This window comes from Indolivaga capnocytophagoides DSM 22835 (assembly GCF_000426485.1).
GTDB classification, from domain to species: domain Bacteria; phylum Bacteroidota; class Bacteroidia; order Bacteroidales; family Dysgonomonadaceae; genus Dysgonomonas_A; species Dysgonomonas_A capnocytophagoides.
Map to the genome: position 1 here is coordinate 137,374 of NZ_AUFL01000010.1, position 23,428 is coordinate 160,801.

The 23,428-nt window shown below is 38.5% G+C and carries 19 protein-coding genes; all 19 read right to left on the bottom strand.

Features of this window, described 5'->3' with window-relative positions; all coding sequences use genetic code 11:
• Positions 1 to 20 precede the first annotated feature (20 nt).
• The 19 genes from K322_RS0105535 to K322_RS0105630 all read right to left on the bottom strand — a co-directional run bounded on the left by K322_RS0105535 (position 21) and on the right by K322_RS0105630 (position 23,423).
• Entirely contained in the window at positions 21 to 497 is a 477-nt protein-coding gene (locus K322_RS0105535) for a hypothetical protein (protein ID WP_026625990.1), read from the bottom strand.
• Positions 490 to 2,187, bottom strand: a complete 1,698-nt coding sequence (gene ilvB / locus K322_RS0105540; protein WP_026625991.1) for a biosynthetic-type acetolactate synthase large subunit — start codon at positions 2,185 to 2,187, stop codon at positions 490 to 492. The genes K322_RS0105535 and ilvB overlap by 8 nt, the downstream gene beginning before the upstream one ends.
• Positions 2,188 to 2,217: 30 nt before the next feature.
• On the bottom strand, positions 2,218 to 4,047 hold the full coding sequence (gene ilvD, locus K322_RS0105545) for a dihydroxy-acid dehydratase (protein ID WP_026625992.1): 1,830 nt from the start codon (positions 4,045 to 4,047) through the stop codon (positions 2,218 to 2,220).
• A 321-nt stretch (positions 4,048 to 4,368) separates the two neighbouring features.
• The gene (locus K322_RS0105555) at positions 4,369 to 5,124 is read right to left on the bottom strand and encodes a succinate dehydrogenase/fumarate reductase iron-sulfur subunit (RefSeq protein ID WP_026625993.1); all 756 of its coding nucleotides are present in this window, start codon (positions 5,122 to 5,124) and stop codon (positions 4,369 to 4,371) included.
• 24 nt (positions 5,125 to 5,148) lie between these two features.
• Positions 5,149 to 7,107, bottom strand: a complete 1,959-nt coding sequence (locus K322_RS0105560; protein ID WP_026625994.1) for a fumarate reductase/succinate dehydrogenase flavoprotein subunit — start codon at positions 7,105 to 7,107, stop codon at positions 5,149 to 5,151.
• A 118-nt stretch (positions 7,108 to 7,225) separates the two neighbouring features.
• The gene (locus tag K322_RS0105565; protein WP_035331417.1) at positions 7,226 to 7,912 is read right to left on the bottom strand and encodes a succinate dehydrogenase cytochrome b subunit; all 687 of its coding nucleotides are present in this window, start codon (positions 7,910 to 7,912) and stop codon (positions 7,226 to 7,228) included.
• A 424-nt stretch (positions 7,913 to 8,336) separates the two neighbouring features.
• Positions 8,337 to 9,992, bottom strand: a complete 1,656-nt coding sequence (locus tag K322_RS0105570) for an ABC1 kinase family protein (RefSeq protein ID WP_026625996.1) — start codon at positions 9,990 to 9,992, stop codon at positions 8,337 to 8,339.
• A 283-nt stretch (positions 9,993 to 10,275) separates the two neighbouring features.
• On the bottom strand, positions 10,276 to 10,620 hold the full coding sequence (rplT, locus tag K322_RS0105575; protein WP_026625997.1) for a 50S ribosomal protein L20: 345 nt from the start codon (positions 10,618 to 10,620) through the stop codon (positions 10,276 to 10,278).
• Between the two features lie 104 nt (positions 10,621 to 10,724).
• Positions 10,725 to 10,922 carry a 50S ribosomal protein L35 gene (gene rpmI, locus K322_RS0105580; RefSeq protein ID WP_026625998.1) on the bottom strand — a complete coding sequence of 66 codons (198 nt, stop codon included), beginning with the start codon at positions 10,920 to 10,922 and terminating at the stop codon, positions 10,725 to 10,727.
• 51 nt (positions 10,923 to 10,973) lie between these two features.
• Positions 10,974 to 11,609 (bottom strand): translation initiation factor IF-3, encoded by a 636-nt coding sequence (gene infC, locus K322_RS0105585; protein ID WP_374116878.1) that lies wholly within the window; start codon positions 11,607 to 11,609, stop codon positions 10,974 to 10,976.
• Positions 11,610 to 11,729: 120 nt separating this feature from the next.
• A complete protein-coding gene (thrS, locus tag K322_RS0105590) occupies positions 11,730 to 13,676 on the bottom strand; it encodes a threonine--tRNA ligase (protein ID WP_026626000.1) in 1,947 nt (648 codons plus the stop codon).
• 645 nt (positions 13,677 to 14,321) lie between these two features.
• Positions 14,322 to 16,397 carry a tetratricopeptide repeat protein gene (locus K322_RS0105595; RefSeq protein WP_026626001.1) on the bottom strand — a complete coding sequence of 692 codons (2,076 nt, stop codon included), beginning with the start codon at positions 16,395 to 16,397 and terminating at the stop codon, positions 14,322 to 14,324.
• Between the two features lie 177 nt (positions 16,398 to 16,574).
• Positions 16,575 to 18,962: an exopolysaccharide transport family protein gene (locus K322_RS18680; protein WP_051290658.1), complete on the bottom strand. Its 2,388-nt coding sequence runs from the start codon at positions 18,960 to 18,962 to the stop codon at positions 16,575 to 16,577.
• 41 nt (positions 18,963 to 19,003) lie between these two features.
• Positions 19,004 to 19,789: a polysaccharide biosynthesis/export family protein gene (locus tag K322_RS18685; RefSeq protein WP_051290659.1), complete on the bottom strand. Its 786-nt coding sequence runs from the start codon at positions 19,787 to 19,789 to the stop codon at positions 19,004 to 19,006.
• Positions 19,786 to 20,568 (bottom strand): polysaccharide biosynthesis/export family protein, encoded by a 783-nt coding sequence (locus K322_RS0105610; RefSeq protein ID WP_026626002.1) that lies wholly within the window; start codon positions 20,566 to 20,568, stop codon positions 19,786 to 19,788. Before K322_RS0105610 ends, K322_RS18685 begins: the two co-directional genes overlap by 4 nt.
• Positions 20,569 to 20,572: 4 nt before the next feature.
• Positions 20,573 to 21,136 carry a peptide deformylase gene (gene def / locus K322_RS0105615; protein WP_026626003.1) on the bottom strand — a complete coding sequence of 188 codons (564 nt, stop codon included), beginning with the start codon at positions 21,134 to 21,136 and terminating at the stop codon, positions 20,573 to 20,575.
• Positions 21,133 to 21,564 carry a Holliday junction resolvase RuvX gene (gene ruvX / locus K322_RS0105620; protein WP_026626004.1) on the bottom strand — a complete coding sequence of 144 codons (432 nt, stop codon included), beginning with the start codon at positions 21,562 to 21,564 and terminating at the stop codon, positions 21,133 to 21,135. Before ruvX ends, def begins: the two co-directional genes overlap by 4 nt.
• A gap of 30 nt (positions 21,565 to 21,594) precedes the next feature.
• Complete coding sequence (gene lptB / locus K322_RS0105625) at positions 21,595 to 22,368, bottom strand: LPS export ABC transporter ATP-binding protein (RefSeq protein WP_026626005.1); 774 nt, start codon at positions 22,366 to 22,368, stop codon at positions 21,595 to 21,597.
• A gap of 38 nt (positions 22,369 to 22,406) precedes the next feature.
• On the bottom strand, positions 22,407 to 23,423 hold the full coding sequence (locus K322_RS0105630) for a branched-chain amino acid aminotransferase (RefSeq protein WP_026626006.1): 1,017 nt from the start codon (positions 23,421 to 23,423) through the stop codon (positions 22,407 to 22,409).
• Positions 23,424 to 23,428: the final 5 nt, after the last annotated feature.

Consider the following 23,428-nt stretch of genomic DNA (forward strand, 5'->3'; position numbering starts at 1 on the left):
TTTATTTAAAAAGATATGATTTACGGTAAACCTTTCCAGTGAGATATATTTAAACTGGAAATTAAAGCCTGCCCGATGTATTTGTCACTTACTATGGTATCGGAGTAGAAAGAGGTTGATCCTAAATTCCAGGTTCTTTTCCATTGCGACTGTTCTGATTTGTAAAGCTCCACCTGATACAGAGGGTTTCCGATAGAGTCTTTTTCATTCAGAACAGAAAGCCTTATCTTACGGGTTCCATCAAGGAGGTTTTCCTTTGGTAATTGGCTGGCCGAATAAAACCGATATATAATATATTGTTTTTTCTCGGAGGTTTTAGCAAAATTGAATACCGTATCTTTTTTGTTTTCTACTTGTTGTTCAATCATCTTTTGAATATCTGCCGGTATATTATTATATTCTATGTATAAAGATCGAATTTCGTATGGCGATTCTTTTGAGCAGGATATTAATCCGGCCACGAATAAGAGATATACAAGCAGTTTGGTCTTATTCATCACCCAAGAGAATATTTGTCACACAACTTCCTGCCGGAACCATTGGATAAACCATACCCTTGGCTTCTACATCAACATCAAGCAGGAATGAACCCTTATGATTCAGCATTTCTGATATGGCACTATCAAGATCTTCGCGTTTATCTACTTTCTTAGATTCGATATTATAAGCCTGCGCTATTTTTACAAAGTCAGGATTCTTCATGACTGTTTCCGAATATCTTTCATCGAAAAACAGTTCCTGCCATTGACGTACCATTCCCAGAAAATGATTATTCAAGATTACAATCTTTACATCAATGTCGTATTGCATAATAGTACCGAGTTCTTGAATTGTCATTTGTATACCTCCGTCTCCAACAAATAGGCACACTGTCCGATCGGGCGTTCCAACTTTTGCCCCAATGGCAGCAGGTAAGCCAAATCCCATTGTTCCGAGTCCGCCCGAAGTGACAACGCTGCGGCTTTGCTGGTATTTGAAATATCGGACACCCATCATCTGGTGTTGACCCACATCGGTAACTAATACCGCTTTATTTCCTGTCGCTTCAGATATTTTGTTGATTACTTCTCCCATCTTCAGATGGCCTGATTCGGGGTAAAGCTCATTTTTAATGACAACGTCGTATTCCCGCTGATAACATGCTTTGAACTCACCAAGCCATTCGGGATACTCTTTATTTTCTATGTACTTCGTTACAGCAGGTAAGGTATCTTTTACATCGCCGTATACACGAGCCGTCGTTTTTACGTTTTTATCAATCTCAGCCAGATCAATATCGAAATGAATGATTTTTGCTTGTTTGGCATATGTCTTGAGGTCTCCGGTTACACGGTCGTCAAAACGCATACCTATAGCTATCAGTACGTCACACTCGTTTGTCTTTAGATTAGGACCGATGTTTCCATGCATTCCGAGCATGCCTACATTCTGAGAATGGTCAGTCGGTATCGATGATAATCCCAAGACCGTAAATGCCGCAGGAATTCCGCTCTTTTCAATGAAATCTTTCAGTTCCAGTTCGGCTTCTCCCAGAATTACGCCTTGTCCGATAAGTGCCAGAGGTTTTTTCGCTGCATTGATTATTCGTGCTGCTTCTTCTATCTCCTTATTGTTTATATTGGGCTTCGGCTGATAACTTCGGATAAATGTGGTCTTTTCGTATTTATAGTCAAGCAAACCATTTTGAGCATCCTTGGTTATGTCCAGCACAACAGGGCCAGGACGACCAGATGCTGCTATATAAAAAGCACGGGCTACTGCTGTAGGGATATCTTCGGCACGTCTTATCTGATAAGCCCATTTTGTTATCGGTTGAGTAATACCTACTACGTCTGCTTCCTGAAATGCATCGCTTCCCAGAAGAGAAGATACTACCTGCCCTGTTACTACTACCATTGGTGTACTGTCCATCATTGCATCGGCAATACCTGTGATGGTATTGGTTGCTCCCGGGCCCGATGTTACAAACGCAACTCCTACTTTTCCCGAAGTACGGGCATAGCCCTGAGCTGCATGTGTTGCTCCTTGTTCGTGGCGTACTAATATATGTTTGATTTGCTCTTTGTAATCGTATATAGTGTCGAATATGGGCATGATAGCACCTCCCGGATATCCGAAAATGGTATCTACACCTTCCTGTATCAAAGACCGGATAAGTGCTTCCCTTCCTGTTATTTGTGTACTCATATACTTAATGATTTTCTGTCTAATGTACTTTTATTCTATTATTCTTACAGCTCCTAAGTCAGCAGAACTTACCATGCTTGCATAGGCTTTCAGAGCTTTCGAAACATTTCTATCTCTATTGGGTTTAAAGGCTAAGTTGCCTTTTGCGAATTCTTCATTACGGCGCTTTTCCAATTCTTCATCGCTTACTCTTACGCTGATTGAACGGTTTGGAATGTCGATGTCTATAATATCACCGTCTCTAACCAGTCCAATGGCTCCACCTGCAGCAGCTTCCGGAGATACGTGTCCGATTGATAATCCGGATGTTCCTCCCGAAAAACGTCCATCGGTAATCAAGGCACATTCTTTTCCTAGGTGTTTCGATTTGATGTATGAAGTCGGGTAAAGCATTTCCTGCATTCCCGGACCTCCTTTAGGTCCTTCGTATGTGATGACGACTACATCTCCTGATTTTACCTGATCTCTAAGGATTCCTTCGCATGCTGCATCCTGAGAATGGAAGACTTTAGCTGTACCTGAAAATTTGAATATACTTTCATCTACACCAGCTGTTTTTACCACACAACCATCGAGGGCAATATTTCCTTTGAGGATACCCAGACCTCCATCTTTAGTATAAGCATGATCAAAATCTCTTATACATCCCGAGACTCGGTCGGTATCGAGGGTAGGGTAGTAGCTGTCTTGCGAACCCATCACGAGATTGAACTTATTTCCGGGAGCTGATTTATATAATATCTCAGCATCTTTATTTATAGAGGCTTTTGTAATATCGTATTTTTCGATTGCTTGAGCCAGAGTCATTCCGTCTGAACGTTTTACGGATGTATCGATGAGGTTAGCTTTTGCTAGTTCTCCCAAAATGCTGAGGATACCTCCTGCTCTGTTTACATCTTGTATGTGGTATTTATCTGTATTTGGTGCTACTTTACAAAGGCATGGTGTTTTTCGTGACAGCTTATCTATGTCATCCATCGTAAAGTCTACTTCTGCTTCGTGTGCTATAGCCAAAAGGTGCAGGATGGTATTTGTTGATCCTCCCATTGCGATATCCAGAGTCATGGAGTTAAGAAAGGCTTGTTTTGATGCTATATTGCGTGGAAGAACTGAAGCATCTCCGTCTCTGTAATATTTATATGCGTTCTCAACAATTAGCTTAGCTGCATCCTTGAATAGCTTTGCACGGTTGGCATGTGTTGCTACAATAGTTCCGTTACCGGGTAATCCAAGTCCTATAGCTTCATTCAGACAGTTCATCGAGTTAGCGGTAAACATACCTGAGCATGATCCGCAAGTGGGACAGGCTGCTCTTTCAATGGCATTTACTTCTTTATCTGAAACGGTATTGTCCGCGGCTTTGATCATCGCATCAATAAGGTCGAGATGCTTATTGTCCAGTTCGCCTGCTTCCATTGGTCCACCTGATACAAATATAGCAGGGATATTCAGACGCATAGCTGCCATAAGCATTCCCGGAGTTATTTTGTCGCAATTGCTGATACATACCATTGCATCAGCTTTGTGGGCATTAACCATGTACTCGATGCTATCAGCAATCAGGTCTCTCGAAGGTAAGGAATATAACATTCCGTCGTGTCCCATTGCTATTCCGTCATCGATAGCTATTGTATTGAATTCGGCTGCAAAACAACCCAATGATTCTATTTCGGCTTTTACTTGTTGTCCGATGTGATGTAGATGTACATGACCGGGCACGAATTGAGTGAATGAGTTTACGATTGCGATAAGGGGTTTGCCCATCTGTTCTTCTTTCATTCCGTTGGCTCTCCAAAGAGCTCTTGCTCCTGCCATTCTACGTCCTTGTGTGCTGGACGAACTGCGTAATTCGATTCCCATTGCTAATATCTTTTAATAAAAAAGCCTTCCCCATTACTGAGAAAGGCTTATGTTGATTCATTATATACTCTTACGATTCAAGCGATCTGTGCTGCACATACCTTTCTCATTTATTCTGTCCGACGAGCAGAATATCAAGAATGAGGACGTGTAATACACAATTTGCCATTTTTATTACTTTCGTTATGTCACAAAGTTATAAATGTTTTTTTATTTACAAGCTTTTTTTCTGTTTTTTTTAAATTATACTCATTTACAGATAAAATATAAGGATGGTTCTGTTGAGAACCATCCTTACCCATATGATTAATGTACAGTGTGTTAGTCTTTGAATTTCGCTACCAGGAACTCTCGGTTCAATCGAGCGATATTGCTTATAGAAATATTCTTAGGGCATTCTACTTCGCAAGCACCGGTGTTGGTACAGTTACCGAAACCTAGTTCATCCATTTTAGCAACCATCGATTTTGCACGTTTAGCAGCTTCAACTCTACCTTGAGGAAGAAGTGCCAATTGGCTAACCTTAGCTGATAGGAATAACATCGCCGAGCCATTTTTACATGCTGCAACACAAGCTCCACAACCGATACAAGAAGCTGAGTCCATTGCTTCGTCAGCATCTTCTTTTGAGATAGGAATTGCATTTGCATCTTGTGCTCCACCTGCATTGATTGATGTGTAACCACCAGCTTGGATGATTTTATCGAAAGCTGTACGGTCTACCATCAAGTCGCGGATAACAGGGAAACCTGCCGAGCGCCAAGGTTCGATAGTGATGGTTTCGCCATCTTTAAACTTACGCATGTGCAACTGACAAGTAGTGATGTCTTCGTCCGGTCCGTGAGGGTGTCCGTTGATATATAAGCTACACATACCGCAGATACCTTCGCGGCAGTCATGGTCGAATACTACCGGCTCCTGACCTTTATTGATAAGTGTTTCGTTCAGGATGTCCAACATTTCAAGGAATGAACTTTCTGTTGATATTCCATCCAATTTGTATGATTCAAAAGCTCCTTTTTCTTTAGGACCTCTTTGACGCCATACTTTCAGTGTTATATTTATTGTCTTATCCATTTTGTTACTCTTTTTCTGATTGGGTTATGCTTTATAGTTACGTTGTTGTCTAACTACAAATTCGTAGTCTAGAGGTTCTTTTACCAATTCAGGATCTTGATCCTCTCCCATATATTTCCAACATGAAACATAAGAGTAGTTTTCGTCATCACGAAGAGCTTCTCCTTCAGGAGTCTGGTATTCTTCACGGAAGTGACCTCCGCAAGACTCGTTTCTATCCAAGCCGTCCATAGCCATCAAGTAACCTATTTCGATAAAGTCAGCCAAACGAAGAGCTTTTTCCAATTCGGTGTTCAATGTATTTGCTTCACCTGGTATACGAAGGTTTGTCCAGAAGTCTTTTCTTAGTTCTTTAATCTTGGCGATTGCTGTTTCTAAAGATTCTTTTGTACGTCCCATTCCAACGTATTCCCACATGATATGACCTAGTTTTTTGTGGATAGAGTCTACCGAATGTTCTCCTTTGATAGCCATCAGTTTTGCAACTTTTTTATTGATTGCATCTTCTGCTTCTTGGAATTCAGGTAAATCAGTACTGAAACGAGGTACAGTAATTTGGTCAGCCAAATAGTTTTGGATTGTATATGGTAATACGAAATAACCATCGGCAAGACCTTGCATCAATGCAGATGCTCCAAGACGGTTGGCTCCGTGATCAGAGAAGTTAGCTTCACCGATAAAGAAACAGCCGGGGATTGATGTTTGCAATTCGTAATCGACCCAAACTCCACCCATTGTGTAGTGGATTGCTGGGTAAATCATCATCGGAGTTTCGTATGGATTATCATCAACAATCTTTTCGTACATCTGGAATAAGTTACCGTATTTTGCTTCTACAGTACTTTTTCCTAAACGTTCGATAGCTGCCGAGAAATCAAGATAAACAGCAAGACCTGTTGATCCGACACCGAATCCTGCATCACATCTTTCTTTTGCTGCACGAGATGCTACGTCACGAGGAACAAGGTTACCGAATGCAGGGTAACGTCTTTCCAGGTAGTAGTCTCTGTCTTCTTCTTTTATTTGAGTTGGTTTAAGCTTTCCTGCACGAATTGCTTCCGAATCTTCTTTTTTCTTTGGTACCCAGATACGACCATCGTTACGAAGAGACTCTGACATCAAAGTTAATTTGGATTGGAATTCTCCGTGTACAGGAATACATGTAGGGTGAATCTGTGCAAAACATGGGTTTGCAAAGTAAGCTCCTTTCTTGTATGCCTGAATAGCTGCCGAACCGTTAGATCCCATAGCATTTGTAGAAAGGAAGAATGCGTTTCCGTATCCACCTGTTCCTATAACTACTGCATGAGCCGAGAAACGTTCGATTTTACCGGTTACAAGGTTTCGGGCAATAATACCGCGGGCACGACCGTCAATAATAACAAGGTCAAGCATCTCGTAACGAGTGTATAATTTTACAGAACCTTTTTGTACTTGGCGACTCAATGACGAGTATGCTCCAAGCAGCAATTGTTGTCCTGTTTGTCCTTTAGCATAAAATGTACGTGATACCTGAGCTCCACCGAATGAGCGGTTGTCAAGCAAGCCTCCGTATTCGCGAGCAAAAGGTACTCCTTGTGCAACACATTGGTCGATGATGTTGTTTGAAACTTCCGCCATACGGTAAACATTCGCTTCACGTGCACGGTAGTCTCCTCCTTTGATTGTATCGTAGAATAGACGGTAAACAGAGTCACCATCGTTTTGATAATTTTTAGCAGCGTTGATACCTCCTTGCGCAGCGATAGAGTGAGCACGGCGAGGTGAATCCTGAATACAGAAATTGAGAACATTGAATCCCATTTCACCTAAAGAGGCTGCAGCTGAACCTCCGGCAAGACCTGTACCTACTACGATGATGTCGAGGCGGCGTTTGTTTGCAGGGTTGACCAATTTTTGGTGAGCTTTATAGTTCGACCATTTTTCAGCCAGTGGACCTTCTGGGATTTTAGAATCTTTTTTTGGATCTAATATAGTAGCCATATTTATTTTTTCTTTTAGCGTTTATTGATTAAGGTCTCAGACCTATTTATTGACTTACCGTAAATGATAATAGTTTGTAATTATCACTTGGGTAGTGTCATTAAATACTTCTTGTTACTTACATGCACGAAGTGCAAAGTATGCTTTTAGCAAAGAAGTAAATCGGAACAATAGCAAAACCTATGCAAACAATTGTAGATACAATGTTAGCGATGCATTTCAAACGAGGCATCCAAGTTTTTCCGTTAAGTCCGGACGATTGGCACATACTCCAGATACCGTGTGATAAGTGAAACCAAATAGCAATAACACCGATAAGGTATAAAGCAACTTTGATCGGATTAGAAAACACAGCAAGCATGTGATTGCCTACATTTTCTGGATATACAACAATTTCTTCTAAGTGAAACAATTCTGCGAACATCATTTTGAACCAGAAATCGTACAAGTGTATTAGTAGGAATACTAAAATCGCAATACCTAATACAAGCATGTTTTTTGAAGACCAAGGCACATCCGATAAATTTGACGATGCATATTGGTCGTTACCTCTGGCTTTACGATTACGTAAAGTTAGAACGATGGCATAGCAAATGTGTATGACAAACAAAGCTGCTAGTGCTGCAGTTCCGACAAGGGCATACCAATTTACACCTAACAATGCACAAATTTGCTCATAAGCTTCTATTGAGATGATTGAAACTAAATTCATGCTCATGTGAAAAAGCAGAAATAGCACCAATGTTAAACCCGACAAAGCCATGACGAATTTTCGGCCAATGGAGGAATTAATTAACCAACTCATAAGTTTTAATAGTTTTTTTAGTTATTTAATGGTTGTTGATTACGTGGATAAGGCTTCAGACCATTTTGTTATTTTGCATGATTCATAACAAGAGCAAGCCGTTGTTAATTATTATTACATGAATCTATAGTCTTTAGCTTATAAATAAAAACAATTAGATATTTTTTTTATCAATGTTTCGTTTCGCAAAATTAAAGTAAATAACCTTTGAAAGAAAGGAAAATCATACTTTTTTATCCTCTTTTTATAGGGTTTAACACGTTCATTCTTTTATTTATACTAATCGAAGTTTAAATTTGCTCAGCGATATTTTTTTTTCTTGTTCGGATATTGTGACAAAATGTAAACGAACTGTTTTTACTATACATCGTTCTATTTTTTATTGGATGAACAATATTTAATTTTGTTTGTGCTGTTTTCTCTCTTACTTTTCTTTCTTGTTTCTAAGAATTGTAAGTATGACTACGATTGCTAATGCCCCCGATATTATTACACCTAATAGCCCTAATATAGAAACACCCCGCAATAAGGGCGGCATGCTCGCCAGAATAAGGATAGATGACCCCACGGCAATAGATGATATTAAAATAGCCAGAACAAGTCGGTTGATTGTGTTCTTAATGTCTGACAACCCATTAATATTGTGAGTTATCTTCAGATCGTCATGATTGATTTTTTGTATAAGTGAATGGAAATCCTCCGGAAGTTCTTCCAGACGGTCATTCCAGCTATACAATTTGTCCATCAAGAGGTTTTTTATGTATTTAGGATTCAGCCTTTGTTTGATCATGTCATGTCCGTAGGGCTTTACATGATCGATAATACTTGCTTCGAGTCCGAGTTCCCGCCCTATTCCTTCGAGTATGACTATACTGCGCGCAAGCAGATAGATATAATCGGGGAGGATAATCCTGTTGTCATACAATATCCGGCTGAATCTCTTTATTATACTTTGCAGATTGAGGTCTTTTATCGAGTCGGTATCTATTATATCAAGAAAATCGTAGAGGTCTCTTTCGAATTGGGCGTCATTTTTGATTTTATATTCCAGTGCGATTTTTTTTATTATTCTGATCAGGCGTCTTGTGTCTTTCCTTAGTATATGCATCACGAAATTAGCTAATAGCTCCTGATCCTGAGGGATGATCCGACCTACTGATCCGTAATCTATGAAAACGATTTGAGAAGAAGGTAAAACGAAGATGTTGCCGGAATGTGGGTCGGCATGGAAATAACCATATTCGATTACCTGTTTCAGGTAGAGGTCTACAATGTGCATTGCGACATTCTTTGTATCCAAACCCTGTGCTGTCAATTGCTGCTTGTCTGAGACTTTTATTCCATCTATAAACTCCATGCATAGTATATTGTTATTCGACAGGTGTTTGTATGTTGCTGGTGTGTAAATTGATGGATTCTTTCTGAAATTCTTCCTAAACCGTTCAATATTGTTCAATTCCTGAGTAAAGGAGAGTTCGCTCAGAATAGATTTTTCGAAGGCTCTTATTATATGGTTTATCCCTGTTTGGCGGGCAATGTCATAATACGTTTCAAGAAGCCGGCTAAAGTCTTTCATGATAAGAAGATCTGCTTCTATGATTTCTTCTATACCCTCTCTTTTTACTTTGATGATGACTTTTTGATTGTTTTCAAGTAATATTCCCGTGTATACCTGAGATAATGATGCTGCTGCAATCGGATTTGTATCTATTTCGGAAAATAGATCGTCAATATCTTTGTTAAATTCTTTCTTTATTGTATTTCTAAGATCTATTTCTTTGGTTTGTACATTATCCTGTAGTTTCTGGAGCTCTTCTATCATTTCAATCGGGAATAAGTCATCCCTGTTGCTTAGTAATTGTCCCAGTTTTATATAAGTGGGTCCTAACTCTTCGAGCACTAGTCGTATACGTTCGTATATACCCAGAGAAAATACTTCTTTTCGTTTTTCGTTTTTGTTGATATAGCTTTCGGGGATAAGATTTTTGATGCCGGTTTTTGTAACAAGGGTATCAAATCCGTATTTAGTGAGAATGGAAACTAATTGAGCTGTTCTTTTTATTTTTCTGATACTGTCCATATATATATCCCTCCGTTGCTCTACTTGCAATATTTTTAAGGTCTAACCCAGCTAGCTATTAAGTAGCAGAAAGTATTAATGATATGCTTTTAGCAATAATAATCTGTTGCTTTTGTGCTTGCAAAGTTAAGTAATGGGTCTGAAACCCTGTTTACTTGTAAATATACAATGTTTTTGTGAGTTTTAAGTAAACCGAATACCTCTTTGTATATAGATAAAAAAATGACCAGCCGATTTCGACTGGTCATTTTTAATATCATAGGTTAAAATAGGTTTTGAGACCTTATTTTACTTTTGCTACGATTGCGCTGAATGCTTCAGGATGGTTCATTGCAAGGTCTGCAAGAACTTTACGGTTGATTTCGATTCCGTTTTTGTGAAGAGCACCCATAAGGCGAGAATAAGACATTCCTTCAAGACGTGCAGCTGCATTGATACGTTGTATCCAAAGTGCACGGAAGTTGCGTTTTTTAGCGCGACGGTCGCGGAATGCATAAGTTAGACCTTTTTCCCAAGTATTTTTGGCAACTGTCCAAACATTTTTACGGGCTCCGTAATACCCTCTTGTTAATTTTAATACTTTTTTACGGCGGTTGCGTGACGCAACATGGTTGACTGATCTTGGCATAATTGTAAGATGTTTTGAATGTTAGCGGCTCTACCCTTTAGAACTCTTTTGTGCATACATTCTGTTAATAAATCAAAATTTGCTTTTAAGAAAACTATTGAAACTTATTTCAATGCAAGCAATTGCTTAACATTTTTCACGTCAGCGGCATGTACTGTAGCAGCGTGGGTAAGATTTCTTTTTTGTTTTTTAGTTTTCTTAGTCAAGATGTGACTTTTGAAAGCATGTTTTCTTTTGATTTTTCCTGATCCGGTAAGGCTGAACCTTTTTTTGGCACCGGAGTTAGTCTTCATTTTTGGCATCTTGTTAATACTTAATTTTTAATATTTATGATACTACTTGCGTAGCTTTTTTTAAGCTTCTTCTTGTTTTTCTTCCGCTTTTTCTGTCTTTTCAGCTTTTTTATCTTCTTTGCCTTTTTCTTCAACTTTTTTAGGCGCAGCCTTTACCGGTTGTTTTTTAGGAGAAAGCATGATAATCATTTTCTTTCCTTCAAGCTGAGGTAGTTGGTCTACTTTTGCATAATCTTCCAACTCTGTTGCGAAGCGAAGCAGTAGAACTTCTCCTTGCTCTTTGAAAAGGATAGAACGCCCTTTGAAGAAAACGTAAGCTTTTACTTTTGAACCTTCTTCAAGAAAAGACTTAGCATGTTTGAGCTTAAAGTTAAAATCATGGTCGTCGGTTTGAGGTCCGAAACGAATCTCCTTTACAACTACCTTTACAGATTTAGCTTTTTGTTCTTTTAGCTTTTTCTTTTGTTGATACAAAAACTTCTGATAATCAGTAATACGACAAACAGGAGGATCACCATTTGGAGAGATCTCTACCAAATCGAGACCTTTTTCGTCAGCTATCTTTAGCGCATCATGAGTAGAATATACTCCTTGCTCAACATTTTCACCGACTAGGCGGACTTGAGGTACACGAATCTTCTCATTGATTCTGTGAAGTTCCTCTTTTTTATTGTTATTGATTCTGTTGTTCCTCATTAAAAAAAGATTATGTTCCTTTCTGTTTTCTTATTAAATTTTTTTTATTACCTGATTATATTCATTTTATACGATGAAATACTGTTTGGTTTTAACCAAAATGGATAAGAGTCTGTGACCCTATTTGTTCCATGCATTCATCATTTTTTCAACTTCTTCTGTAATTTGATCGGCAAAGGTAGTAATTTTCATTGAACCTTTATCACCTTCACCCTGTTTTCTTATCGAAACTTCTTCACTTTCTGCTTCTTTCTCTCCAACGATAAGTAAATACGGGATTCTTTTCAATTCGTTATCACGTATTTTTCGTCCGATTTTTTCATTGCGGTCGTCTACCTGAGTGCGGATGTCACGTCTTTTCAGGAATGAAGCTACCCTATGTGCATAGTCGTTGAATTTTTCGCTGATAGGCATAATTACAACCTGATCGGGTGTCAGCCACAGCGGAAATTTACCCGCTGTATGTTCGATAAGCACAGCGATAAATCGTTCCATAGAACCGAATGGCGCACGGTGAATCATTACCGGACAGTGTTTTTGATTATCTGCTCCTGTATATTCAAGACCAAAGCGTTCGGGTAGGTTATAGTCTACTTGAATAGTGCCAAGCTGCCAGCGGCGTCCTAAAGCGTCCTTCACCATGAAGTCTAGTTTGGGTCCGTAAAATGCGGCTTCACCCAACTCTACTTTAGCAGGAAGTCCTTTTTGTTCGCAGGCTTCGATAATAGCTGCTTCTGCTTTTTGCCAGTTTTCTTCCGATCCGATGTATTTTTCTTTATTTTCGGGATCTCTCAATGAGATTTGAGCTTCGAAATTCTCAAAGTCTAATGCTTTGAAGATGATGAAGATAATGTCGACTACTTTCAAAAACTCATCTTTCAACTGATCGGGAGTACAGAAAATATGCGCATCATCTTGAGTAAACCCGCGTACACGAGTCAATCCATGTAATTCACCACTTTGTTCGTAACGGTAAACTGTGCCGAATTCAGCCAAACGAAGAGGCAGGTCTTTATATGAGCGGGGTGTTATTTTGTATATCTCACAGTGGTGAGGGCAGTTCATCGGTTTTAATAAAAACTCTTCGTTTTCTTCCGGTGTATGAATCGGTTGGAATGAATCCTTTCCATATTTTGCATAGTGACCCGAAGTTACATATAATTGTTTTGCCCCGATGTGGGGTGTCATAACCTGATCGTAATCGAATTGCTTCTGAATCTTTTTCAGAAAATCTTCCAGACGAAGACGCAATTGTGTTCCTCTTGGTAACCACAATGGCAAACCTTGACCGACATTCTGAGAGAATCCAAATAGCTCTAGTTCTTTTCCTATTTTGCGGTGATCACGTTTTTTTGCTTCTTCCAAAAGAGTGAGGTAATCATCCAGCATCTTTTGTTTAGGGAAGGTGATTCCGTATAAACGGGTCAACTGTTTACGTTTTTCATCACCTCTCCAATATGCTCCAGCTGCACTAAGAATCTTTACAGCTTTGATGTATGAAGTATTGGGTAAGTGAGGTCCACGACAAAGATCGGTGAATGATCCTTGTGTATATGTTGTGATTGTTCCGTCTGCAAGATCGTTGATTAATTCGACTTTGTATCCCTCATTACGGTCTCCGAACATTTTTAGTGCATCGGTTTTGGTAATGCTTTTACGAACGATCTCTTCTTTCTTAGCAATCAGTTCTTTCATTTTCTTTTCGATTGCCGGAAAGTCGGAGTCTTTAACAGGCGTATCGCCGAAGTCGATGTCGTAATAGAATCCGTTTTCGATAGCAGGCCCGATACCGAATTTAGCATGAGGATACAATTCCTGTATTGCTTCGGCCATAAGGTGAGCCGATGAGTGCCAGAATGCATGCTTGCCTTCTTCGTCATCCCATTTGAGCAGGCTTACAGTAGAATCTTCTTCTATAGGGCGCGTCAGATCCCATGTCTGACCATTTACGCTTGATGCCAAAACATCTTGAGCTAATCTGGAACTGATACTTTCTGCAATCTGCATTGAAGATGTTCCTCTGGGAAATTCCCTTACGGAACCATCAGGAAATGTAATTTTAATCATTAGTTATCTGTTTTATTTACTCTCGTACAAGTGAGGGTAATTATTTTAGTCAATTAATCGCAATAAGTTCTTAATGCAATACTTCTTATGTCTGAAGTCTTATTGCTGTTATGTTTTGTTTATGAACAAAAGGTCTTAGACCTTAAGGTCTGCAAAATTACACATTTTATGGATTCTTTTATCTTATAATCCTTAAATTTTAAATCTCGAATCTTTTTGTCGAATAATATGCGATGTTACATAAAAAGGTAACAAAGGTGACAGTATTAATGATGAATGATCTGACAATCTTTCTCAATTGCTCCGAATTAATTTTTGATTGAGAAAAGGTTACAAAAGTAACACTCGAAGTCTTCTTTTCGGATTGTGTTACTTTGTTTTCAGTCTTCGAATTCAGCTTGTTGTATGAGTGTAATTCTGTTCAACACGATATTTACAAAAATGAGCGAAGCAGAGCCTCGCCCATACATTATTCTTTTGATCCTTTTCGATAAGTAATTTAATGCTATATTTTCAAGTTATAACCAATTCTGGTTATCATACTTGTCAATGAAATAAATAGGTTTGCAACCTTAATTATTATTTACTCCCATTTGAGTATAGATAAAAATCGTTTGCTTATACCATTATCGGGCAAGGTGCTTTTTATTCGGTCATTCTTTTAATTATACTGTAAGCATTGATTATTCCCAGTTCACCTGCTTTACGTAGATCTTCCAAACCTCGTTCGGTATCTTTTACTCTAAGGCGGCAAAGTCCGCGGTTGTAATAGGCTTCGGCAAAATCGGTGCTTCGTTTAATTGCTTCATTGTAGTCAAGAATTGCAGCACGGTAATCGTTTTGCATAGCCTTTATTTCTGCCCGATTGTAATATGCGTATACAAAATTGGGTGAGAGTTCTATTACTTTTCCGTAGCTGTTAAGCATAGATTCGTATTCAAATTTAGAATTGATACTTTTTATATTCGTTTCTTGTCCCGCAGGCGTAGCTGCAGTTTTTACCGATGCTCCGGCTCCTAGCTGCATATTAATGCTGAGTTCGGAATTGTTGCTCTGGCTGTATAATTCAGGTAATAATTCTTTCGATTTTACCTGTTTGGTATATGCTACCGCCAGATTAAAATAAGCAAGAGTAAACTTCGGGTCAATAGCCGTAGCCCTATTCAGATCTTCTATGGCACTCGCAAAATCTTGTACCAGAATGTAATCAAGAGCTCTTGCAAAATAGTATTCGGTATTCTCGGGATGGTCAGCTATTAATTTTGAATATTCATTTATTGAACCGAAATGTATAGAGACTTGTGCACTATCAAGAGGTACCTCCTGATTTGTAATAAGAAGTTTCCTGCTGAGTACATCTTTTTTGTTCAGGCTTTCAATTTCCTGATTATAATGAGTGAATTTCTGAATCTCTGTCGGCTTTTCGTAATACGAAATAATGAAAGCAGGCTCTAGCTCTATGTTTGTTTGCTTGTTCTGTACTTTTCCGCGGGTTTCACTATTGTATTTACTTTTAGCTTCTTCCTCTTTGTCGGCAACAACCAGCAGATTGAACTTGTCAATAGTCTTATCCGATTTTTCTCGGGTCTTGTCTTTCTCTTTCTTGTCTGCTTTTCCTGAGAATACCTCTCTTTTTGTTTTCTCTTCTATTCTGCGTGCAAGCAGATAATCTTGTTCGGCATCTTTCAGGTTGTTTAATTTTCTTTTTATCTCCGATTTGTAATAATATCCCTGATAAAAATCAGGATATTCTTTCAGAACAATATCCAAATCAGCTAATGCTCCTCTGGTATCGCCGATATCATTACGTAGCATTGCCCTGTTCATATAGGCGATATAATTCTCAGGTTCATTTTTGATAACGAAGTCAAAGTCAGCTATTGCCTTATTATTGTCTCCGACTTGTGCTCTCAATAATGCTCTGTTGAATCTTGCAAGCAGATTGCTAGGTTCTAATTCTATGACGTGGTTGTAATCCTCCATTGATCCTCTCAGGTCATTTTTGTAATACTTCGTGAGCCCTCTATTGATAAAGTTTCCTTGTGAAAGAGGGTCTATCTTTATGGCTTCATCATAGTCTTTTAATGCCTGGTCGTAATTTTTCTGAGCTAAATAAACTCCCGCTCTGATAGCGTACGAAGGAGCAAAATACTTGTCCTTTTCTATTGCTTTATTATAATCTTCGAGTGCCCGTATTGTATCTCCCTTTTCGAGGTATAAGCTACCTCTTGTCAATATTCCTTGGGTATAGTTTGGATTCTGGGTAATTAGTTGATCAAGATATTTTTCGGCATTATCAAAGTCTTTCTTTTCGATATTGACAATACCCATATTAATCAGTATAAACTTATCTGTGGGATTGTTTTTTAGGCTTACACTGTAATCAGCTAATGCTCCATCATAATTTTTTTGGTTTTGGCGTGCATCAGCTCTTAATTGATACGCATTGATGTAAAATGGATTCCGTTCAATACACATTGTACAGTCATCCTCCGCTCCTTTGAAATCATCAAGATAGTATTTAGCTATTGATCTGTAATAATATGGCTCAGCCAAATATGGTTTAGACTTTATTACCTGATTGAAGTATTGTATGGCAAGCACATAATCTTCGAAATATAAAGCATTGCGCCCTATGAGTGTTACTCTTTCCGTGTTTATTTGGGCGGAGATAACAATGGAATTTACTACAGTAAGCAGAAGAATGAGGAACTTTTTCACAATAAAACGATATATTAACGACCCTATTGATAATTGCCGATAAGTTTCCTGTTTAGCTTAAGTATTAAATTTAAGCGGAATATAGGCTACTTATTATTTTACTAAAGGCAAATATATGAATTCTAATATAAGAAAAATAAAGAGGGGCATTTAATGCCCCTCTTTTTATAGATTTTTTTATTTTTCGAAGTAGTCGTCGTGATAGTACGAATTTCTTTTCAGATAGTATGATTTGTCTCCATAGTATCTGGATGTTCCATAATATCCTTCACGTCCTTTCACATCATTGAATACTAGAGCAACATGTTCGAGCCCGTCATTACGCATTTGATTAACCACACTCTTAAAGAATGCTTTGTTTGTTTTTGCTCGTCTTACAACAAATAGTGTCGTATCTACATACTTGGATAAGATGTATGCATCCGACACCAACCCGATCGGGCTACAGTCCACAATTACGTAATCATATCTTGTTTTTAGATATTCTATCAGGTCTCGGGTCTTCTTTGTCTTAATCAGCTCACTGGGATTCGGAGGCAGTGTCCCCGCTGTAATTACATCAAATTCGTATTCGGGATGGGTTATGGTTATTTCGTCTAAAGATACCTGACCGATTAAGAAATTAGAGACTCCTTTCTTTGTCTGGATATTTAACAGCTTAGCTACAGATGGACGACGTAAGTCGAAGTCGATCAAAACGACTCTTCTACCTGTTAGTTGATATACCGAAGCAATATTTCCTGCGATAAATGTTTTTCCGTCTCCCGGTTCGGCAGATGTTACAAGTAGAGAAATACCCGTTTCTTTCTGAGCCATATATTCTAATCGAATCCGCATATTTCTGAACGATTCTGCAAAACTCGATTTCGGAAAATTCTTTACGAGAGTTGTATTTCCCGATGGCATCTTTTTGGAAATATTTTCTATTGTTCCGATAACTGGTAGCGAAGATAGCCGTTCACAGTCTTCTTTGGTTGAGATGGCATAGTTGAAGAGTTCTTCTTTACAGATGACGAATATCAATGGAATAGCCAACCCGATAGCCAGATAAAATGTATAGGTCTTGTTTTTTTCATCTCCGTTAATTGGACCTCCCATCTGGCGAGGTTCCTCTAGTACAAAGTTGTCAGGGATATTTGATGCTTTTTGAATTGTGGCTTCATATCTTTTGTTTCGGAGATAGGTATAATAAGCATCGTTCACTTTATATACCTTTTCATATCTTGCGTATTCCCTTTCCTGAGCCGGTAAGGTTGTCATTTCTGTTTCCACACTGGATAATGAAGCATTTAATAATTCTTTTTTCTCCTGTATTTTATCCTGAGCAGTCCTTAAATCCTCTAAAATTTTTATTCTTAAACTGTTCATAGATTGCTCACTCTTTGAATATAGAGGATGAGCTTCCCCCATACTAGCCAGTTTTTTTATTATGTTGTTGTAATCTGCAATAGACTGGGATAGCTTAGGCTCATTAATGCCAAAAGCGTTAGGTGATACCAATTCTGTACTGTTGAGTATTGATGATTTTATCTCATCCGTTAATCTTAGAATAATATCTTCTTGAGCTTTGTTTTCAGCCATTGCTGTTAGTATGTCATTGCGCTCAAGCCTTTTATCTCCTCCTTCTATTTTATACAACCCCGTTTCGTCCTGAAACCTTTTGAATGTTGTTTCCGATTGTTGCAATGAGTCGGAAATTAAGGCCATCTGTCTGTCAATAAATGCGATTGTTCTGTCAGCAGCTTCATTTTTAAGAGTAAGGTTATAGTCTTCAAATTCTTTTAATAATGCCCTGAGAAAATCGACATCCTGCAGAGGACTGGTTCCGAATATCGAAACAGCCAAAGCTGTTGATCCTTCTCTTTGATAGCCCGATGATGTACGACCTGTATAGCGACCAATTAGCTCTTCTTTCGAGATAAAGCGAAAACTAAAAGGTGTAAAATTCGGAGTAAACCTATCCGTCTTATTTATTTTGATGTAGAATCTCGATTCCTGAACGAATTGATTATATGGAACCTCCATAGAAAAAGGAGGTGTCGATTCTGATCCCGGATAAAAAATCCTGCATTTATCTGCATTTATCGGCTCTATTTCGAAAACAATACTGTATGCACTGGGTGCAACATATTTTGCCTCTATTGAGATCGGGGTCATTCCATATAGGTTCTCTGTTTTGAATTTCGTTTTGAGAAAATAGTCTACCCGCATTTGAGGAAGCTTTCCTACTGTCCTGACCACCATGTCATATGAATTCAGTATCATCTGTTGATTAACTGAGCTCTGAACAAGGCTTCCCAATTGCACTGAACCCATTGCTACACCGTTGTTGCCTCTAGGCTCCATCATTAGGGTTGCAGAGGATCGATACAGAGGAGTCCAACTTTTGTTTTTAAGGTATGCATATCCTAAAAATAAAGCCAGAGATAATATAAAAAGATACCAATATTTTAATATTCTGTAAAACCATAGGACAAAATCAAACGAAAACTTCGTCTTTGCCTGTATTTCGTCAAAATATGGATCAGTGCCAAAATCGTTTGGTTTGTTTAAACTTTGCTCCATGTATATCCCTCCTCTTACAATCCGAAAAGATCGTTTTTATATTAAAACTTATTTGTAAATGCCCACACGGTTAGTGCTGCCGAGATTGGCGCTAACAGAGTTGATATCAAAGATTGAAATGATGTGATCCTAAAGAAGGCAGTCTTGCTTGTTGAATAATAGATCATATCATTGGGCTTTATGTAATAAAATTCAGATTCGATAATTGACTCGGATCTTAAATCAAATTGCTTAATTATTGATCTGCCGGTCTCATCTTGACGGATAATCTTCACTTTCCCTATTTCGTAATCAGCGTTTGGGATTCCTGATATTGCAAGTGCCTGAAAAATGGTCATATTGTCTTTGTATATCCCATAACTTCCATTCTGTCCTTCCGAAACAATATAGTATTGGTTGTTATTCAGAAAGATTTTGACCTGAGCATCTGGTATTGCTTGTTGCATTCTAGCCTGAACAACATCTTCAGCTTCTGCAATTGTCAGTCCCAGGAGGTGTATTTCTCCGAAAAAGGGGATACTTATGTTTCCTGTGTCATAAATTGTATAAACAGAACCGTTACTGGCGGATGTTGATACTACTCCCTGTAAACCTTCTAATCCGTTGAAAGAGTTGGCGAAATCCGTGTTGTTAGTGAATATCGAACATGTGATTTCATCATTTATTTGTAATTTGTAGTCCTGGAAGGGTTTAGCTGTATATACAGGTTTTTTCTCTTGCAATAGGTTTGTCGTTTTAGGCGATGAGCAAGAACTGTTCAAAAGGCCTATAATGATTGATATTCCTAATATTGTATATAACTTGAGTTGTTTTTTTATTGTTCTCATTTTGTTGATCTAATGATAAATGTTATAGCTGCTGTTATTGTCCCCAAAATTCCAATTAGCCCAAGGGCTCCCGAGAATGTCGTTACTCGTCCGAAGAATGTTCTGGACATTTCATTTACATATATTACATCATTAGGTTGGATATAGTAATATTCCGAATCAACTATATCTTTAGATCTTATGTCAAAAGTTTTTACTTCTGTTCCATTAGGAGTTTGTCTGATTATTTTAACTCTGGTGCGGTCTCCAAATTTATCAAATGCCCCCGATATCGCCAAAGCCTGAAATATATTTAATTTGTGTAATGGCATGGCATGGCGTCCTTGTCCGGCTTTTCCTAACACTGAGAAGAAGCGGTTTTGTAAGGTGACATCAACTGTTAAATTTGGTGAAAATGTTGTGAACTTATCTTCAAAGAGTTTTTTTATTTCCGGTATGGTATATCCCTCTACGTATATTTTTCCTAGATAAGGAATCTTGACTGTCCCATCTGAATATATATTTAGGACATTTGGTGTATTGACAGATGTCCCTGCTGAGGCGATACCTTGAGAGCTGCTTTGTATGTAGGGCTTGAAAAGCTCCTGCATGGATTCGTCAAGGGTGTATATTTTTAAAATAAGTTGATCGCCGGGAATAACTTTGTAATCGTTATTCAGATTTACATCGATCGGATAGTTTTTCGGAATATCCTGAAGTAAATTTGTATCCCTCGGAGTTACGCAAGACCCCAAGAATGATACGAGTAGTGTTGTTAAGAGTAGCAGTTTAATTTTCATAAAATTATGGTTTGTTTTGAATTGCTTTTGTCCTGTAGGAACAATTAACCCGTCCTTTTATTAAATTATTAAGTTTTGATTTAATTAATTGTTTTCGTATCCCTGATATTTTATCTATAAATAATTTCCCTTCTATATGGTCATATTCATGTTGGATGCAACGTGCAAAAAAATCTGAATATTCTTCTGTGTGTTCGATGAAGTTTTCATCAAGATATTTAATTTTTATTGTTTCCTCTCTTGGTACAGTTTCGTTGATACCGGGAATGCTAAGACATCCTTCCTGTGTTGTTACGACTTCGCCGGTACGTTCAAGTATCTCTGCGTTTATGAAGGCTTTTTTAAAACCCTTGTATCTGGAGTCATCTTCTGCCAGAGGTTCGAGGTCTATCACAAATAGACGTATATCGAGTCCGATTTGTGGAGCTGCTAGTCCAATTCCGTCGGCATTATACATTGTCTCAAACATATTCTCGATAAGGGCAGAAAGATTCGGATAATCTTTGTCTATCTCGTGAGCAACTTTTCTTAAAACAGGCTGTCCATATAAATATATAGGGAGTATCATAAATTTTTATTTTTATAAGTTAGACTTTCCATATAGTCTTGAAGTATAATTGTGGCACTTATTTCATCAACAAGTGCTTTGTCCTGACGGTCTTTTTTTTTCAAGCCTCCGTCAATCATAGCTTGATGTGCGATACTTGATGTGAATCGTTCATCGTAACCTGTTATAGGTGTGTCCGGAAATAAATTAATGAATTTGGATATGAAAATTTTAACATTTTTCATATTTTCAGATGATTCATTATTCATCTTTTTGGGTATCCCTATAATAACTTCGTCGACCTTTTCTTTGTTAAAATAATCTTTAAGATACTGAAAAAGGTCACGGGTAAGAACCGTAGTCAGGCCTGTAGCAATGATCTTCATCGGATCAGACACAGCTAATCCCGTACGTTTTGTACCATAATCTATCGCGAGTAATCTCCCCATTTGTGGCAAAGATATATCTTTTTTTTTATTCTACAATTCACGAAGATGTTCTGTTGATCTTCTTTTTAGTTCGAAATCCCGACCTAGGTATTTTTCTTTAACAATCTCATTCGATGCTAGTTGTTCGGGTGTTCCCTGAAAAAGAACTTTTCCTTCGAATAGGAGATAAGCCCTGTCGGTGATACTCAATGTTTCATCTACATTGTGGTCTGTAATAAGTATTCCAATGTTTTTGTACTTGAGTTTCGCTACGATTTCCTGTATGTCTTGAACGGCAATAGGGTCAACTCCGGCAAATGGTTCATCTAGCATAATGAATTTCGGATCGATAGCCAGACATCGGGCTATCTCGGCTCTACGTCTTTCTCCTCCGGACAATCTGTCTCCGAGGTTTTTGCGGACTTTCTGTAGCCCAAATTCTGCAATCAGGCTTTCCAGCTTTTCTTTTTGATATTCTTTAGGTTGTCCTGTCATCTCCAATACTGCCCTGATATTATCTTCGACAGTCATCTTTCGGAAGATGGAGGCTTCCTGAGCCAAATACCCGATTCCCTGCTGAGCTCGTTTATATACGGGGTCTTTGGTTATTTCGGTGTCGTCTAGGAAGATTCTGCCGGCATTGGGCATTACCAGTCCGACAGTCATGTAGAAAGTTGTGGTCTTTCCTGCCCCGTTGGGACCTAAAAGACCTACAATCTCTCCTTGTTTTACTTCAATAGATACATGATTGACAACAGTCCTCGATTTATACTTTTTTACGAGATCGTCGGTTCTCAGTATCATTTGTGGTCGCTCTTGTTCCATGCAGCTATTTGCTATAGTTGTTTCTTATTGTTGTTAATTTACAGAACGGTAACCCAATTATGAGTGTCTGCTTCATCTCCGTTTTGGATAGCTCTCAACTTATTATAGAGTTGAGTTGAGATAGGACCCGCGATACCGTCTTTTACGAATTGATAAGATTTATTTTCTTCAACATCGTCTATCCGTTCAACAGGACTTATTACAGCAGCCGTTCCGCATATACCCACCTCTTCGAAAGTGGAGAGCTCTTCTTCCTTAACAGGTCGTCTTTCTACCTTCATGCCCATATCCTGAGCTAATTGTATAAGGCTCATATTGGTGATAGACGGCAGGATGGATGAAGATGCCGGTGTTATATATGTATTGTCTTTTATTGCGAAAAAGTTGGCAGGGCCGCCTTCGTCGATGTATTTCTTTTCTTTAGGATCAAGGTAAAGTACGGCCGAATATCCCATTTCGTGAGCTTTGTCTCCTGCCACAAGGCTGGCGGCATAATTTCCTCCGATCTTATATGTTCCTGTTCCATGAGGTGCAGCACGGTCGTAACTCCTTAATATAACAAGCGGGGTAGGCTTGAAGCCTTCTTTGAAGTAAGGGCCTACGGGTGTTACGAATACTAAAAACAGGTATTCTTTAGATGGTTTTACTCCTACCTGCGGACTTGTTCCTATCAATAGCGGGCGGATATATAAAGATGCTCCGCTTCCGTATGGAGGGATATATTTTTCGTTTAATTTAACGGCTTTCAATACTGATTCTTCAAAAATATCAATCGGAAGCTCTTCCATGAGTATTCCTCTGCAAGAAGATTGCATACGGAGTGCATTTTCTCTCATTCTGAAAATTCGAGCCTTTCCGTCTTTGCCACGAAAAGCCTTTAAACCTTCGAATGCTTCCTGTCCATAGTGTAAACAGGTTGCAGCCATATGAATGTCAATGCTTTCTGATGTTGTTTCCTGAGGTGTGCTCCACTTGCCATCTTTAAAATAGCTTCTAACATTGAAGTCGGTTTTCATGTAACCGAATGATAAATTTTCCCAATCAATTGTGCTCATGTTCC